We start from the raw sequence: 13,476 nt of genomic DNA, 5'->3' as shown, positions 1-13,476 counted from the left end.
CGGGCGGCGACAGAAAGGGCCGGGGGCCCTCCGCCAGCCGTCTTCGACGACACACTGAGCCAGACACAGCCCGCCGGCCGGAGTCAGCGGGACATTGCGGTGGGCCAACGTGGGCGCCACGCAGAGAAGAGAACGGACGGATCCACGCCGGGCCTGCGACGGCAGCCCTGACCACGCCCTCCGTGACCATTATTATTACTGATGGTGACAGTCAATAACGGTGACGAGGAGAGTGTCATAGTGCGGCGCAGCGAACGGAAGCTCAAGGATCCGGATCTCGGGATTCTGTCCACGCGACTGCTCTTCTCGGTCCAGAAGGAGCTCTTCGACACGCTGGCCGAGCAGGGGCATCCCGACCTGCGTCCGCAGCACGGCGCCGTGATGGGCTTTCTCGACGAGGAGGGCAGCCGGGCGACGGAGCTGTCGCGGCAGTCGGGCACTCATAAGCAGGTCATCGGCAACCTGATCGACGAGCTGGAAGCCCTGGAGTACGTGGAGCGTCGGCCCGACCCCCGGGACCGGCGGGCCAAGCTGATCGTCCCCACTCGCCGGGGGCGGGACCAGATGAAGAAGTCGGACGCGATCATGGCCGCCATCGAGCAGCGGCACGCGGAGTCGATCGGCGAGCGGCAGTACGCGGCCTTCAAGGACGCCTTCCGGGAGATCACCGGCCGGCAGCTCGCGCAGTTCGACGAGGCCGCGGCCAGCAGGCGGGAGCCACGGAAGGGCACCGGTCGCTGATCCCGGCTCACAGCGGGTCCACTTCGCAGGCGGCCGCCGGCGGCACTCCCGCGCGGCGCCCGGCATCGACGGCCTGACGGCGCAGGAACCGCTCCGGGTCGGATCCTCCCACGAGGTTGCCGAGGTACACCTCGTGTGCGGCCAAGAATTCCACTCCCCGGTCGAGGTGCGCCGTGTCCTCGGTGAAGTGCTCGGCCTCCGGTGACGAGCTGAACATGGCGTAGCGGACTCCGGACCCGGCCGGCTTCCTTCGTCGAGCAGTTCGGGGAACACCCACCGGTTCGCCGCGTCGCGGGCCTCGTCGATCGGCGTGGGCCCACGGCGCGGTGGCCGACCACGCCACGGGTGACCAGCAGGTCGGCCACGGTCTTGCCCTGGGCGTCCACCGGGCGATCGCCGATGAGGCCCCGAACTCCAAGTGGTCCGGGTGCGCCAGCACCGCGAGCCCTCGGCGCCAGTCCTCCGGCACGGTCTGCCGCAGCATCCGGCCAGTGGTCAGCATCAGTGATAGTCACAATTATTACTATAGCCTATTCGCTCAGACGGACGGTCTGTGTCGTCAGAGGCCGGGAACGACCACGATGCGCCCTCCGGCGCTACCGCTTTCAACTGCTTCATGAGCGGCGGCGATGTCCTCCAGCGGGTAGCGGTGAGCGACGGGGTGGACCAATGCCTCCGCGGCGGCCGCGGCGCTCAGTTCCCCGGCCGCTGCCTGCTTGGCCGCGGCGGGGAAGTCGTCGCTTCCCAGGAAGTGCACGGTGACGTTGGAGAAGCCCAGCTGCCAGAAGGGGACGGCCGGGCGTGCCTCGTCGGTGGCATAGGCGGCGATCACCCCTCCCACGGCGAGGAGCTCCAGATCGGTGTCCGCATGGGCCCCGAACGCCACCTCGAGCGCCCGGTCGACCCCCCGCCCTGCGGTCAACTCCTTCACCCGGGCAGGCAGCGTGCCGTCCGCCAGGAGCACATGGTCTGCGCCGGGCACCGGGCCCGGCCGGCGGACGGTGGCGATCACCCGCGCCCCGCCGCGTCGGGCGAGGGCAACCGCCGAACGGCCGACCGCACCGGTGGCACCGGTGACGAGCACCCAGGCGTCCCGCAGCGGACCGTCCATGAACAGGGCGCGGTGCGCGGTGATCCCGGAGATCCCGAGACAGGCGCCCTGCTCGAAGGAGACGCCGTCGGGGAGGTGCACCGCCTTCTCGGCGGGCACGGTCACATAGCCGGCGGCCGTACCGAAAGGCCGGTACGACTGTGCGTCGTAGCACCACACGCGCTCCCCCACCCGGGCGGCGGGAACGCCCTCGCCCACGGCGTCGATGACGCCGGCGCCGTCCGAGTGCGGGATCACCCGGGGCCAGGCCATGCCGTAGCCGATCCAGTCCTGCCTCTTGATCACGTCCCCTTGGTTGATGCCCGAGGTGTGCACACGGATCCGCACCTCTCCGGGGCCGGGCTGCGGATCCTCCATCTCGCCGACCCTCAGCACCGCGGACGCGGGGCCCGTCGACTCGTACCACGCTGCGCGCACGCTCAGTCTCCCGCGGTCTTGAGCAGGTCCGGCAGTCGCCGCACCACTGCCTGCCAGGACGGGTGATCCGGGTCGATGACGTCGAAGTGGTCCGCGCCCGGGACCTCCAGGTATTCCACCTGGTCTCCTCGTTCCCGGGCGACGGTGACGTACGTCCGGCTCTGGGTGGGGGGAACCCCCGTATCGGCGTCCCCGTGGACGACGAGCTGGGGCACACCGAGTGGCAGGCGTTCGAGTGGTGAGGCCAGCGCGTAGCGGCCGGGTATGGCGTCGGCACGGCCACCGAGCAGTGCGGCGGTCGTCCCGTGGGGCGTCAGGCCCGCGATGGCGAGGGCGAGTTCCGGCCGGGCCGGGGCGGGAGCCTTCGCCGGCGGCGGTACGGTCGAGTCGCCGAAGCAGGCCCCCAACTCGTCGGCGTCCGCGGCGCGCAGGTCCAGCACGCCGGCCAGTGATACGGCGGCGGCGAGCGGTACGCCCGGGCTGCCGCTGCCCGGCGCCCCAGCGGGCAGCCCGGGCCGGGACGCAAGCCACAGGGCGAGCTGGCCTCCCGCGGAGTGCCCGATCGCCACGACGCGGTCCAGGTCCAGCCTGCCCCGGGCGGAATCGGCCGCTGTCTGCCCGCCGGACAGGTTCCCCGCCGCGAGACCGGCCAGAGTGTCGACGGCAGCGGCGGCGTCCTCCAGCGTTCCGGGCCAACCGCCGCCGTCCTCCCCCAGACCGCGGTAGTCGATGTTCAGGACGGCGTAGCCGCGGGCCACCAAGTCCTGTGCCAGCGGTACGAGTTGGCTGCGGTCGAGCATCGCCGTCCAGAACCCGCCGTGGATGAGCACCACGACCGGATGGATGCCGTCGCCCGGTGGAAGATACAGATCGCCCGCCTGGGACGGCGCGGGCCCGTACCCGGCGGTCACCACGGCTGGGCAGTCGCGTCGAGGAGGGTGCCTCGCTCGGAGCTGAGCAGCTCGCTGATCGGCGCGAAGAACGCCTGGACGGCGGGGAGGTTGCCGCCCTTGGCCTTGGACGCGTCCAGGTCGTCGGCCGCGTTCCACCACACGATGTCCAGCCACTGCTCGTCGTCGACGCGGACCAACTGGGCGCCGAGGAAACCGTGCCGGTCCGCGCGGAACGCCTCGAGCATCCCCGGCCGCGCGTCGAGAAGTTCCTGGGCCCGCTCGGCGGGGACCCGGAAGCGGGTCAGTTCTACGGTAGTCATGATCGTCCTGAGGAGTCGTACGGTACCCGGCGCGGTTCGCCGGTGGGTCAGAGAAGCAGGACGGGCTTGACGGCCTCGCCCGAGGCCGCGGCCCGGGCGGCGTCGTTGATCCGGTCGAAGGGGAACGTGGTGACCAGGCGCTCGACGGGAAGGCGGCCGGCCGCGTGCAGTGCGGCCAGGGTGGGGATGAACACGTGGGGCACACCTCCGCCTTCGACGATTCCCACGATCCGCTTGCTTGCGTTGACGATGTCCGCAACATCGACCGCCGCCTCGCGTCCGAAGGGCGCGCCCACGATGCCGATGACGCCGCCGATGGCCGCGGCGTCGACGGCCTGACGGAACACCAGCACATTGCCACTGCTCTCGAGCACATGACCGGCTCCACCGCCGGTGAGCTTCCGGATGGCCGCCACCGGGTCGGTGGTGCGGGCGTCGATGGTGTCGGTGGCACCCAGTTCGGTGGCCAGGGCCAGCCGGCCGGGGTTCACGTCGACGGCGATGACCTGCGAGGCCTGGGTGAGCCGGGCCGCCATGACGGCTGCGAGCCCCACTGCACCGGCTCCGAACACCGCGACCGAACCGCCGGGCGCCGGCCGCAGCACGTTCAGCACCGCGCCCGCGCCGGTCTGGATGCCGCAGCCGAGCGGTGCGAGCGTGGCCGGCGGCGCGTCGTCGGGGAGCTTCACGGCGTTCCGCTCGGTGACCAGCGCATGGGTGGCGAAGGACGACTGCCCGAAGAAGTGCCCGTGCAGCGGTGTGTCACCGTGCCACAGCGTCGGGCTGCCGTCCGGGCGCGCGCCGGCGGCGAAGTTGAGCGACAGGAAGTCCATGCACTGGCTGGGCAGACCGGAGCGGCAGCTCGCACAGGCACCGCAGGAGGCGAAGGTGAGCACCACCCTGTCACCGGGGCGCAGCGAGGTGACGCCCGCTCCGACCGTCTCCACCACTCCGGCGCCCTCATGCCTCAGTACGGCCGGATGCGGGAAGGGGGTCTTCCCCTCCCGGGTGGCGATGTCGGCATGGCAGATGCCGACCGCCTCGACGCGTACCAGCACCTCACCGGTGCGGGGGCGTCGAGCAGCACGTCCATGGTCTCGTAGTCGGCACCCGGCTCCGGTACGACGGCGGCTTGGATCCGCTTCGGCATGAGAACTCCTTCGGCGCTCCTGCGGCGGCCCACAGCCTATTAGTAATAAATATTGACCGTCAAGATTATGACCATAGACCGAGTGGGCAGTTCACCTGCGCCTACACACTCAGGAGATCACCATGAACACAGCGCCGCCCGCCGAGACCGACCAGCTCACCGGCGTCTGACAGATAGACCCGCCCATTCCGAAGTGAGCTTCACCGTGCGCCACCTCATGACCCGCGTGCGCGGCAGCTTCGCCTCCTTCGGCGGGACCATCACGGTCGGGGACGACCCGACACGGTCCAGCGTCCGCGCGGAGATCGACACCGACACGCGCCCGACGGCACACTTCGAGTCCGCCACCGTACGGATACAGGAGAACGGTCGATACAGCGTCGAGGGATTCATGACCATCAGGAATGAGAGCCGTCCGGCCACCCTCGATCTGGCGCTCCTCGGCGTCGCCGACGACCCGTGGGGCGGCACGCGAGCCGGATTCCGGGCGTCCACCCGACCGGAAGGGGTGCGGACGAGGAAGTGTCCGCGTCCTGGTCCGGCCGGCCGTGTCCGGCCCGCGGGTGCAGTGGGCAGGGAACTGTGGGTCCCAGCAGCCCATGCGGACTCGTCCAGCGGGTGGCGGTGAGCGCGGCGAGATCGATGGCGGCACCCCGGCGGTGCCGGACGGCGTTTTCACTGGCGGCGCGGGCGATCACTTGCCGCACCGCCTCGACACTGCACCGCGCCTGGACGACCCATGTCTGGGTGCCGTGCACTTCCTCGTCGCCCACGGTGTGCACGGTCGGGGCGGTGACGTTCCACAAGGTCATGGCTGTTGCTGCTCCTGCTCGAGGGCTTCGTGAAAGCCGGTTGATGGGGGTAGGGCAGTGGCCGGATCAGCTGCCGGCCGACGGCGGCGTCTGGCCGAGCGCTGGGCGGTGCCGGGCCCTGCGGGGTGCCCCTATCTGTTTCGTCAACCCCGGTGGGGTCGGCTTGTAGGGGTTGATCGTGGTTTTCGGGAACGTCCCGCGGATCGGGGTGTTCCCGGCGGATCGGGTGGCTGATGGGCAGCCCGGTGGCCGGCAGGGCCGGATTGGCCGTGCCGGTACGCGGGCGTGATGGGGCCTGGAGGGTAGGGCGGTGGAGTCGTCAGGCGGCGAGGTCGACGTCGCCCGGGGTGCGTGCTTCGTAGAGGGCCCCGGTGCGGATCATCGCGTGGATGACGTTCACGCGCTGGCGGGCCAGGCGGAGGATCGCCTGGGTGTGGGTCTTGCCGCGTGCGCGTTGCCGGTCGTAGTAGATCCGGGAGGACAGGTCGGCTTTGCAGCCGATCGCGGCGAACGCGGCCTGGAACAGGGCGCGTTTGAGGAGCCGGTTGCCGCGGTGGGGTGCGTGCTCGCCGCGGATGGAGGTGCCCGAGGACTTCGTGGCGGGCGCGAGTCCGGCATAGGAGGCGAGGTGCCCGGCGGTGGGGAAGCCGGTGCCGTCACCGATCGCGACGATCACGGCCGCCGTGGTCCTGACGCCCAGGCCGGGCAGGGACGTCAAGAGGTGGAAAAGAGGGAGGGCCTCCAGCAGGGCGGCGATCTCCTGCTCGGCCTGGCGGCGCTGGGTGTGGGCGGCGGCGAGCTGGGCGGCAAGTCCTGGCACGATCAGCGCGCTGGCCTCGGTGCCCGGAACGACCAGGGTCTGCTCGGCGAGCGCGTCGAAGATCTCTGCGGTCAGGTGGTGGGCCTTGCGCGAACCGTGCACCTTGAGCAGGGCCTCGCAGCGGGCCCGGCCCAGTTTCCTCAGTCTCGCCGGGGAGCCGTGGCGCTGAAGGAGGGCCTGGACATAGGGGTAGGCCAGGCGCGGGCCGAGCACACGCTCGAGAGAGGGGTGGATCTGGGAGAGCAGGCCGCGCAGCCGGTTGGTGGCGCGGTTGACCTCGCCGGCCAGGTCGTTGTCGTAGCCGGTGAGCATGGTCAGCTCGGCCAGCACCTCGTCGTCGCGGTCCACCGCGCGCAGTGTGTGCGGCATGGTGCGGGCGGTCTCGGCGATCACGAACGCGTCGCGGGCGTCGGTCTTGGCCTCGCCCGGGTGCAGATCGGCGGCCCGCCGCATCGACAGCCCGGGCAGGTAGGCCACCCGGCAGCCGGCCGCGCGGGCCACCGTCAACGGCAGCGCGCCGATGTTGGCGACCTGGTCCACGATCACCAGAACGGTGCCGAACTTCGCCACCAGCTTGGTGAACAGCTCCAGCAGTCTCGGCTCGGTGTTGGGCAGCCGCTTGTCGTGCACGGTTCTGCCGTCCGCGGTCCGGCCGTGGGCGTGGTGGAACTCCTTGCCCAGGTCCAGGCCGAGGAAGAGATCTATCGCGGTCGTGTCGACCATGTGCGCGTGCCCCTCGCCACTCGTCTCCTCAGCTCCCGGCCGTCCCTGCGGCACCACACGCCGGCAACCACGTTACGCAGACATGCCGCCCGTGAAGCGGCCCGGCATTGCGCCGGACCAGGCGGTCGTCAGGCCCCTCATCAGCGGTCAAGCGGTGCCCCGAAGCCCGGCGGCAACACCCCCCAGGTCATCCGTACGACAGGGGGCACACAGCCATACCGGACCCGGGGGCCAGGCGCCCCATTGCGGGGCCACGAAAAAGGTAACGGGGTTCGGATCGCACACGCCATCGCCCTTCCCGTGTCCCACACGCGGTGATCCGCCGTCACCGTGCCTGCGGTACGGGACATTCTCCGCCGCGGTCTCTTTCACTCGGTCCGCCGGCCAAGCGGCGTTCGCGCTTGGTCTGCTGCGGCAGCACCTCCAGCAGGCCCGCCGATGTCCTGCTCGTTCCGGCCGGGCTGGTGACCGATTGCTCAGGCCGGATAGGGGTTGTAGCAGTCCAAGGCGGGGTGGTACAGCACCTGCCAGGTGCGCGCATCGATGACGCCGCTCTCCGGCAGGCCGTGGCAGCCCTGGATCCACTCGATCTTCTTCAGCATGACAGAGTCGAAGACCCCGTCGGGGGTGAGCTTGGGCGGCTGGCCTCCCCACATGTTGCTCAGGCATTCCGCCTGCTTCACCGCCACCGCGGTGTCACCGTACGCAAGCGTGGGCCGATACGTCGATGGAATGTGGGAGCACTCGCTGGGGACGGCTGCGGCGATCTGTGGCACAGCCGGACCCAGCGATGCCGCTGTGCACAGCGCGGCGGTCACCAGTCTTCGCTGTCTCATGCCGATCCTTCCGGCCCGGCCGCTCGCTGGGCGTCTGGGGTCGATGAGTACGCCCTATTCTCCCCACATTCAGCAAGGCCCGCGACCGCGGCGCTGGGCGCGTGGGCACCGGGTCAGCAGCCGCCAAAGGTCCGCCAGACCCGCGTACGGCTCGTGGCCGAACATCACCTGGCTTCCTCGGGACCGATCATGTCCCGGTCCTTCGGTCGCCAGGTCGGCCATGCCCCGGCCGCGCACGAGTTGGGGGCGAGTAGGAACGGACAGGAACTGCAGTTCAGCGTCACATGAGTTGACATTCCCTGGAGCGCCGACGAATCCGGCCCGCTTCCGCTGAGAGCGGCGCGCGACCCTCAGGGGGACTGGTCATGTCCCGACGAAGCCGAGGAAGTGGTCGGCAAGACGTTTGGGCTCTCAACGGTTATCCCTGTGTTTCCCATTCCTGCGCCGGAAGGTCGAGGAGCCGCTGGATCCGGTCCCGGTCCGGCAACCGGCCGTGATCGTCCGTCACTTTGAGAGCCGACGCCGCCGTGATGTGCCCGAGTCGCAGCGCGCGCGGTATGTCCCCGTCTTGCAGCAGGCCGGCCAGGAATCCGGCGGCGAAGGCATCGCCCGCGCCGACGGGTTCCACCACGTCCGTGCGCAGAGCGGGCACGGTCCACGTACCTTCGTCGCCGAAGGCGGTGGCCGTGTGGCCACCGTTCTTGACGACGAGAAGGCGCGGGTGCGGCAACAGCTTGCGTACGTCGGCCGCTTCGGGGCCGGTGTTCCAGAGTTCCTGTGCCTCGTCGAGTCCCACGAACGTGATGTCGGCGCGGTCGGCCAGATCGCGTAGCGCGGCGGCGGCCGTTCCGGGCGGCCAGAGCGCTGGGCGGTGGTTGACGTCGAAGCTGATGGCGTAGGGACGTTCGCTCGGCGCAGTGGTGAGCGCCTGGGTCACCAGGCTCCGGCAGGACGGGGACAGTGCCGGGGTCACGCCCGTGAGATGTACGACGGAGGCCGAGACGAGTCTGTCGTCGTCCAGTACGTCGGGGCCCAGGGCCGAGGCCGCCGAGTTGCTGCGGTAGTAGTGGACGCGGGTACGGGTGCCGGCCGGCTCCTTCACGAGCAGGCCCGTGGGGCGCTCCGGGTCGCAGCGTACGCCGCTGACGTCGACGCCCGTCGCGGCGACCGCGGCGCGCACTCGCCGTCCCAACGCGTCGTCGCCGAGCGCCGAGAGCCAGGAGACGGGGACGCCCAGGTCCGCTAGGTACATCGCCACGTTCGACTCCGCCCCGGCCACCGATACCCGCAGGTCTTCGGCGGTCTCCAGTGACTCGGACGGGGCGGGGGCCAGGGCGGCCATGGTTTCGCCGATGCAGACCACCGCTCCTTCGGCAGGCCGCCAGACGTTCGTCATGACACCTCCCAGGGGGGTGAGGCAGATGTGCGGTGACGGTAGGAGGCCGTCGGCCGGCCTGGTACGTCGACCCGGGCGGTGAACACCGCGCCGTCGTGAGGGCCGGGCGCGGTGAGTCCCACGCGGGCGGTGGTGATGTGGAGGCGGTCCTCCTGCAGGCACACGCCGGCGGGCTGTCGTGCGGGCAGGTGCAGCGTGCGGTCGAGGCGGCCGTCCGGCAGATACCGGCGTACGGTGCCAGTGCCCCACACCGCGACCCATACGGCGCCTTCGGTGTCCACCACCATGCCGTCGGGGCTGCCGTCCGCGACGGTGACGAACGCCTCCGGTGCCCCGAGGTCGGCGGTGACCGGGTCCACGGAGTAGCGCCGGATGATTCCCCGTGCGCTGTCGGCCAGGTACATGGTGGCGCCGTCGTCCGTGAACGCCGGCCCGTTCGGGACCGTGATGCCGTCGAGGAGGCGGGCCACCGTGCCGTCGTGGTCGATCCGGTAGAGGGAGCCGGCCCCCTCGTGGGCGTCGTAGGCCATGCTGCCCGCCCAGAAGCGGCCGGAGGGATCGGCGGTCGCGTCGTTCATGCGCATGGGCCGTGCGGCGTCCGCTTCGGGCTCTGCCAGCCACCGTGTCGCCCCGTCGGGAGCGAGCAGGCAGATCCCGGTGCCCGCAGCGGCGATCCAGGTGCCCGGTGCACCCGCTACGGGGGCCACCGCGCCCAAGGGGACGGGCAGTTGGGCCAGCTGCTGCAGGGGGTCGGTGGGGTCGCCGGCGGCGGTGAGCAGACGGCCCGCGAGGATGTCCACGAGGACAATGCCGCGGTCCGTCCAGCGGATACCCTCACCGAGCTCGAGGCGGTCGGGACGGAGGGCTTCGGCTTCGGTCGCGTTGACAGCGTCACCTGCGGCTTCGGTCACGGCGTGGCGTCCTGTACGACGGTGCGGAAGACGCGGGCGCGTTCACGCAGTGCGGCCATGCTGCCGCCGTCCGCGGCGTCGCCGACCAGAGGTGAGCCCACTCCGACGGCGATGGCTCCGGCAGCCAGATACTCCCGGGCGGCCGCCGCGTCGACACCGCCCACCGGCACGAACGGCTCGTGCGGGAACGGGCCCTGCAATGCCTTCAGGTAGGCCGGGCCCCCGGCTTGGGCAGCCGGGAAGATCTTCAGTGCGGCGGCGCCACACGTGCGTGCGGCCAGGATCTCGGTCGGGGTCATCACCCCGGCCAGGACCGGCAGGCCGAGCCCGTGCGCCGCGCCGATGCCGTCCCCCAGCGCAGGGGTGACGGCGAAGTTCGCACCGGCCCGCTGGGCGGCACGAGCATCGTCGGCGGTCAGGACGGTACCGGCGCCCAGGGGCCGGTCGGGGCCGAGTGCTTCGCGGGCCCGCTCGATGACGGACAGGGCGTCCTTGCCGCTCAGCGACACCTCGATCAGCTCGACGCCCTCGTCGGCCAGGGTCAGCACGGTGCGCAACGCTCCCTCCGGGTCGCCGCCGCGCACGATGGCGACCAGGCGGTGGGCGGCCAGGGCCGCTCGAAGATTCATGGACGAGCTCCTTGTCGGACAGGTCGGTTCACGGGCAGCGGCAGTTCGCGGTCAGCGTCAACCGCCACCGCACCTCGCCGGACGCGGGGACCCGGGCTGCGTCGCCGGGGCCTGCTTCGGCGAGGTCGAAGACGCGGCCGAGCATCGGCTCGACACCCGTACTGCGGTAGGGGTGCGCGGCGGGGAAGCCGCCCAGGTTGCGCCACAGGGCGATGGACAACGGCTGCCCGTCGGCTTCGAGAGCCCACGACAGACGGTCGGTGTGATCGTGGACGCAGCAGCGGGCAGCGTCCACGACGGCTCCGACCGCACTGCCGTCGTCCGGACCGAACCGGTCCAGGCGCAGTCCGCAGGGAACGGGCCAGCTCCCTGCCACCCACGCGGCACCCTTCGGCCACGCCCGGTCCAGCAGCGGGGCCGCCTCGGGGAAGAGGCGGGTGCTCGCTCCGTCGCGGGAGTGCACCGTCGCACGGTCGGAGAGGTCGAGCAGGGCGTGGGCGGCCCATACGAAGCGGAAGCCGGCGTCGGCTGTCAGCATGTAGTCGGCCTCGGCTCCGTCGCGGGTGCTGCGGATGGCGCGGGTCAGCGTGAACCGGTCGCAGTGGACGACGTCCCTGTCCGCGTCTCGGGCCCAGGGGCGTGACCAGGCGTCACCGTGGTCGGGGGTGCCGCGGACGGTGGGGATGCATTCCTCCAGTCCGCCCGCGTCCACGAACGGGTCGCCGGGTGACACGCTCTCCCGCTCGGGTGCCTGGCGCCGCCACAGCCATTCGCGCCCGGCTGTGCGCAGTGAGGTCCAACGGCCGCCGTGGGCGGGGTCGGTGACGATGTCCAGCGGCACGGTCACCACTCCGCGAAGGAACCGTCGGGGTGCCGCCACACCGGGTTGCGCCAGGCGTGACCGGTGCGGTCGGCGGCGCGTACGGCGGCCTCGTCGACGGTGATGCCCAGGCCGGGGGCGTCGCCGCGGGACGCGTGGCCGTCGACGAACCGGAACGGCTCGGGGTCGACCACGTAGGACAGCAGGTCGGCATCCTTGTTGTAGTGGATGCCGCGGCTCTGCTCCTGGATGAGGAAGTTGGGGGTGGCGAACGCGACCTGCAGGCTGGCCGCCAGTGCGATCGGGCCGAGCGGGCAGTGCGGGGCGAGCTGGGCGCCGTAGGTCTCGGCGAGCGAGGCGATGCGGTGCACCTCGGAGATGCCGCCGGCGTGGGACAGGTCGGGTTGGGCGACGGCGATGCCGGCGGTGAGGGCGGGCAGGAAGTCGGTGCGCGAGTAGAGGCGTTCGCCGGTGGCCAGGGGCACCGGGCTTGCGGCGACCAGGCCGGGCAGCAGGTGGCCGTGGTCGGGAACGACCGGTTCCTCCACGAACAGCGGGTGCAGCGGGGCGAGTTCGGCCAGGGCGCGGCGTGCGGAGGCGGCGGTGAAGCGGCCGTGGAAGTCGACGGCGACGTCGCGGTGCGGGCCGAGGAGGTCCCGGGCGGCGGCCACGCGGGCGACGACCTCGGCCGTCTCGGCCGCGGTGACGACCGGCGAGGTGGCGCCGGCGGCGTTCATCTTCACCGCGGTGAACCCGGCCTCCACCTGGGCGGTGATCTGTTCGGACAGCTCGGCGGGTTCGTCGCCGCCGACCCAGGCGTAGACGCGGACGCGGTCGCGCACGGGGCCGCCCAGCAGGGCGTGCACCGGGGCGCCGTAGGTCTTGCCCGCGATGTCCCACAACGCCTGGTCGAGACCGGCGACGGCGCTGGACAGGACGGGGCCGCCGCGGTAGAAGCCGCCCTTGGTCAGCACCTGCCAGTGGTCCTGGATGCGCAGCGGGTCCTGGCCGGTCAGGTACTCGGCGAGGACGTCGACGGCGGCGCGGACGACCTCCGCGCGTCCCTCGACGACGGGTTCGCCCCAGCCGACCACGCCGTCGTCGGTCTCGATCCGGCAGAACAGCCAGCGCGGCGGGACCAGGAAGGTTTCTATGCGGGCGATCTTCACTTGCCGCCTTTCGTGTCGTCGGGGCTCTCGATCCGGTCCAGGTCGCGGCCGGCCTGGTCGAGCAGGGCACGCATGGCGGCCTCGGCGGCCTGCGGGTCCTGGTCGCGCACGGCGTCCAGGACGGCGCGGTGGGCCGGTACGGGGTCCTCGCTGTGCGGGTGGCTGTGCACGATGCGGTCGCGGTGGGCCAGGCCCGGCTCGATGACCACCTCCATGCGTTCGAGCAGTTCGTTGTGGGTGGCGGCGAGCAGGGCACGGTGGAAGGCGAGGTCGGCCTCCACGGCGTGGGCCGGGTCGGTGCCCTGGACCCCCATCGCGTCCACGGCGCTCTCCAGCGCCGCCAGATCGGCGTCGGTGCGGCGCTCGGCGGCCAGGCGTACGGCGGCCGGTTCGATGACGGCGCGTACCTCGGCGAGGTTGCGCAGGAGTGCGCGGTCGGTGTCGGTGGTGCGGCCGCCCTCGAACTGCCAGCGCAGCACGTCGGCGTCGAGCAGGTTCCAGTCGGCGCGGGCCCGGACGAAGGTGCCGCGTTTCTGGCGCGCGTCGACCATGCCCTTGGCGGCCAGTACCTTGAGGGACTCGCGCAGGGCGGTGAGGCTGACGTCCAGTTCGCTCTGCAGTGCCACCAGGTCGAGCGTGGCCCCTTCGGGAATCTCGCCGCCCAGGATGCGGCGGGCGAGGGCTTCCACGGTCTGGCCGTGCACGCCGCGGCGGGCGTAGGGCGTCAT

General features: G+C 71.6%; 15 protein-coding genes. 2 read left to right on the top strand and 13 right to left on the bottom strand.

The genetic code is table 11. The annotated features are described in order from the left end of the window. Positions 1 to 201 precede the first annotated feature (201 nt). Entirely contained in the window at positions 202 to 741 is a 540-nt protein-coding gene (locus ACKTSN_RS45760; protein WP_409474466.1) for a MarR family winged helix-turn-helix transcriptional regulator, read from the top strand. 7 nt (positions 742 to 748) lie between these two features. Here the strand turns inward: ACKTSN_RS45760 and ACKTSN_RS45755 are convergent, their stop codons facing one another. From ACKTSN_RS45755 to ACKTSN_RS45735, 5 genes are all read right to left on the bottom strand, one after another. Next, the gene (locus ACKTSN_RS45755; RefSeq protein WP_409474465.1) at positions 749 to 958 is read right to left on the bottom strand and encodes a hypothetical protein; all 210 of its coding nucleotides are present in this window, start codon (positions 956 to 958) and stop codon (positions 749 to 751) included. 342 nt (positions 959 to 1,300) lie between these two features. Continuing rightward, positions 1,301 to 2,269: an NADPH:quinone reductase gene (locus tag ACKTSN_RS45750; RefSeq protein ID WP_409474464.1), complete on the bottom strand. Its 969-nt coding sequence runs from the start codon at positions 2,267 to 2,269 to the stop codon at positions 1,301 to 1,303. 2 nt (positions 2,270 to 2,271) lie between these two features. Next, entirely contained in the window at positions 2,272 to 3,180 is a 909-nt protein-coding gene (locus ACKTSN_RS45745; RefSeq protein ID WP_409474463.1) for an alpha/beta hydrolase family protein, read from the bottom strand. Next, positions 3,177 to 3,482 carry an antibiotic biosynthesis monooxygenase gene (locus ACKTSN_RS45740; protein WP_409474462.1) on the bottom strand — a complete coding sequence of 102 codons (306 nt, stop codon included), beginning with the start codon at positions 3,480 to 3,482 and terminating at the stop codon, positions 3,177 to 3,179. Before ACKTSN_RS45740 ends, ACKTSN_RS45745 begins: the two co-directional genes overlap by 4 nt. Before the next feature lie 47 nt (positions 3,483 to 3,529). Next, positions 3,530 to 4,540 carry an NAD(P)-dependent alcohol dehydrogenase gene (locus tag ACKTSN_RS45735; RefSeq protein ID WP_409474461.1) on the bottom strand — a complete coding sequence of 337 codons (1,011 nt, stop codon included), beginning with the start codon at positions 4,538 to 4,540 and terminating at the stop codon, positions 3,530 to 3,532. A 159-nt stretch (positions 4,541 to 4,699) separates the two neighbouring features. On the opposite strand from ACKTSN_RS45735, the gene ACKTSN_RS45730 reads away from it, so the two are divergent. Further along, positions 4,700 to 5,260: a YceI family protein gene (locus tag ACKTSN_RS45730; RefSeq protein ID WP_409475093.1), complete on the top strand. Its 561-nt coding sequence runs from the start codon at positions 4,700 to 4,702 to the stop codon at positions 5,258 to 5,260. A 503-nt stretch (positions 5,261 to 5,763) separates the two neighbouring features. Here the strand turns inward: ACKTSN_RS45730 and ACKTSN_RS45725 are convergent. The 8 genes from ACKTSN_RS45725 to ACKTSN_RS45690 all read right to left on the bottom strand — a co-directional run bounded on the left by ACKTSN_RS45725 (position 5,764) and on the right by ACKTSN_RS45690 (position 13,476). Then, the gene (locus ACKTSN_RS45725; protein WP_409467819.1) at positions 5,764 to 6,987 is read right to left on the bottom strand and encodes an IS110 family transposase; all 1,224 of its coding nucleotides are present in this window, start codon (positions 6,985 to 6,987) and stop codon (positions 5,764 to 5,766) included. A 476-nt stretch (positions 6,988 to 7,463) separates the two neighbouring features. Further along, on the bottom strand, positions 7,464 to 7,823 hold the full coding sequence (locus ACKTSN_RS45720; protein ID WP_409474460.1) for a peptidoglycan-binding domain-containing protein: 360 nt from the start codon (positions 7,821 to 7,823) through the stop codon (positions 7,464 to 7,466). Between the two features lie 418 nt (positions 7,824 to 8,241). Next, positions 8,242 to 9,219 (bottom strand): sugar kinase, encoded by a 978-nt coding sequence (locus ACKTSN_RS45715; RefSeq protein ID WP_409474459.1) that lies wholly within the window; start codon positions 9,217 to 9,219, stop codon positions 8,242 to 8,244. Beyond that, positions 9,216 to 10,130 carry an SMP-30/gluconolactonase/LRE family protein gene (locus ACKTSN_RS45710; protein ID WP_409474458.1) on the bottom strand — a complete coding sequence of 305 codons (915 nt, stop codon included), beginning with the start codon at positions 10,128 to 10,130 and terminating at the stop codon, positions 9,216 to 9,218. Before ACKTSN_RS45710 ends, ACKTSN_RS45715 begins: the two co-directional genes overlap by 4 nt. Beyond that, positions 10,127 to 10,759, bottom strand: a complete 633-nt coding sequence (locus ACKTSN_RS45705) for a bifunctional 4-hydroxy-2-oxoglutarate aldolase/2-dehydro-3-deoxy-phosphogluconate aldolase (RefSeq protein WP_409474457.1) — start codon at positions 10,757 to 10,759, stop codon at positions 10,127 to 10,129. Before ACKTSN_RS45705 ends, ACKTSN_RS45710 begins: the two co-directional genes overlap by 4 nt. Before the next feature lie 28 nt (positions 10,760 to 10,787). Then, positions 10,788 to 11,606, bottom strand: coding sequence for a hypothetical protein (locus tag ACKTSN_RS45700; RefSeq protein WP_409474456.1), 819 nt, complete (start codon positions 11,604 to 11,606; stop codon positions 10,788 to 10,790). Then, positions 11,603 to 12,748: a galactonate dehydratase gene (dgoD, locus tag ACKTSN_RS45695; protein ID WP_409474455.1), complete on the bottom strand. Its 1,146-nt coding sequence runs from the start codon at positions 12,746 to 12,748 to the stop codon at positions 11,603 to 11,605. The genes ACKTSN_RS45700 and dgoD overlap by 4 nt, the downstream gene beginning before the upstream one ends. Next, positions 12,745 to 13,476, bottom strand: a complete 732-nt coding sequence (locus tag ACKTSN_RS45690) for a FadR/GntR family transcriptional regulator (protein WP_409474454.1) — start codon at positions 13,474 to 13,476, stop codon at positions 12,745 to 12,747. Before ACKTSN_RS45690 ends, dgoD begins: the two co-directional genes overlap by 4 nt.

This window comes from Streptomyces flavusporus, from assembly GCF_046267975.1.
GTDB classification, from domain to species: domain Bacteria; phylum Actinomycetota; class Actinomycetes; order Streptomycetales; family Streptomycetaceae; genus Streptomyces; species Streptomyces flavusporus.
The sequence above is the reverse complement of the archived record's forward strand: the minus strand, read 5'-3'. Positions and strand labels throughout refer to the sequence as shown.

Bases quoted from the DNA above. Each gene is read 5' to 3' on its own strand.
- ACKTSN_RS45760 (WP_409474466.1), top strand. From the start codon at position 202: ATGGTGACAGTCAATAACGGTGACGAGGAGAGTGTCATAGTGCGGCGC.
- ACKTSN_RS45755 (WP_409474465.1), bottom strand. From the start codon at position 958: ATGTTCAGCTCGTCACCGGAGGCCGAGCACTTCACCGAGGACACGGCG.
- ACKTSN_RS45740 (WP_409474462.1), bottom strand. From the start codon at position 3,482: ATGACTACCGTAGAACTGACCCGCTTCCGGGTCCCCGCCGAGCGGGCC.
- ACKTSN_RS45730 (WP_409475093.1), top strand. From the start codon at position 4,700: ATGACCATAGACCGAGTGGGCAGTTCACCTGCGCCTACACACTCAGGA.
- ACKTSN_RS45725 (WP_409467819.1), bottom strand. From the start codon at position 6,987: ATGGTCGACACGACCGCGATAGATCTCTTCCTCGGCCTGGACCTGGGC.
- ACKTSN_RS45720 (WP_409474460.1), bottom strand. From the start codon at position 7,823: ATGAGACAGCGAAGACTGGTGACCGCCGCGCTGTGCACAGCGGCATCG.
- ACKTSN_RS45715 (WP_409474459.1), bottom strand. From the start codon at position 9,219: ATGACGAACGTCTGGCGGCCTGCCGAAGGAGCGGTGGTCTGCATCGGC.
- ACKTSN_RS45705 (WP_409474457.1), bottom strand. From the start codon at position 10,759: ATGAATCTTCGAGCGGCCCTGGCCGCCCACCGCCTGGTCGCCATCGTG.
- ACKTSN_RS45690 (WP_409474454.1), bottom strand. From the start codon at position 13,476: ATGACGCCCTACGCCCGCCGCGGCGTGCACGGCCAGACCGTGGAAGCC.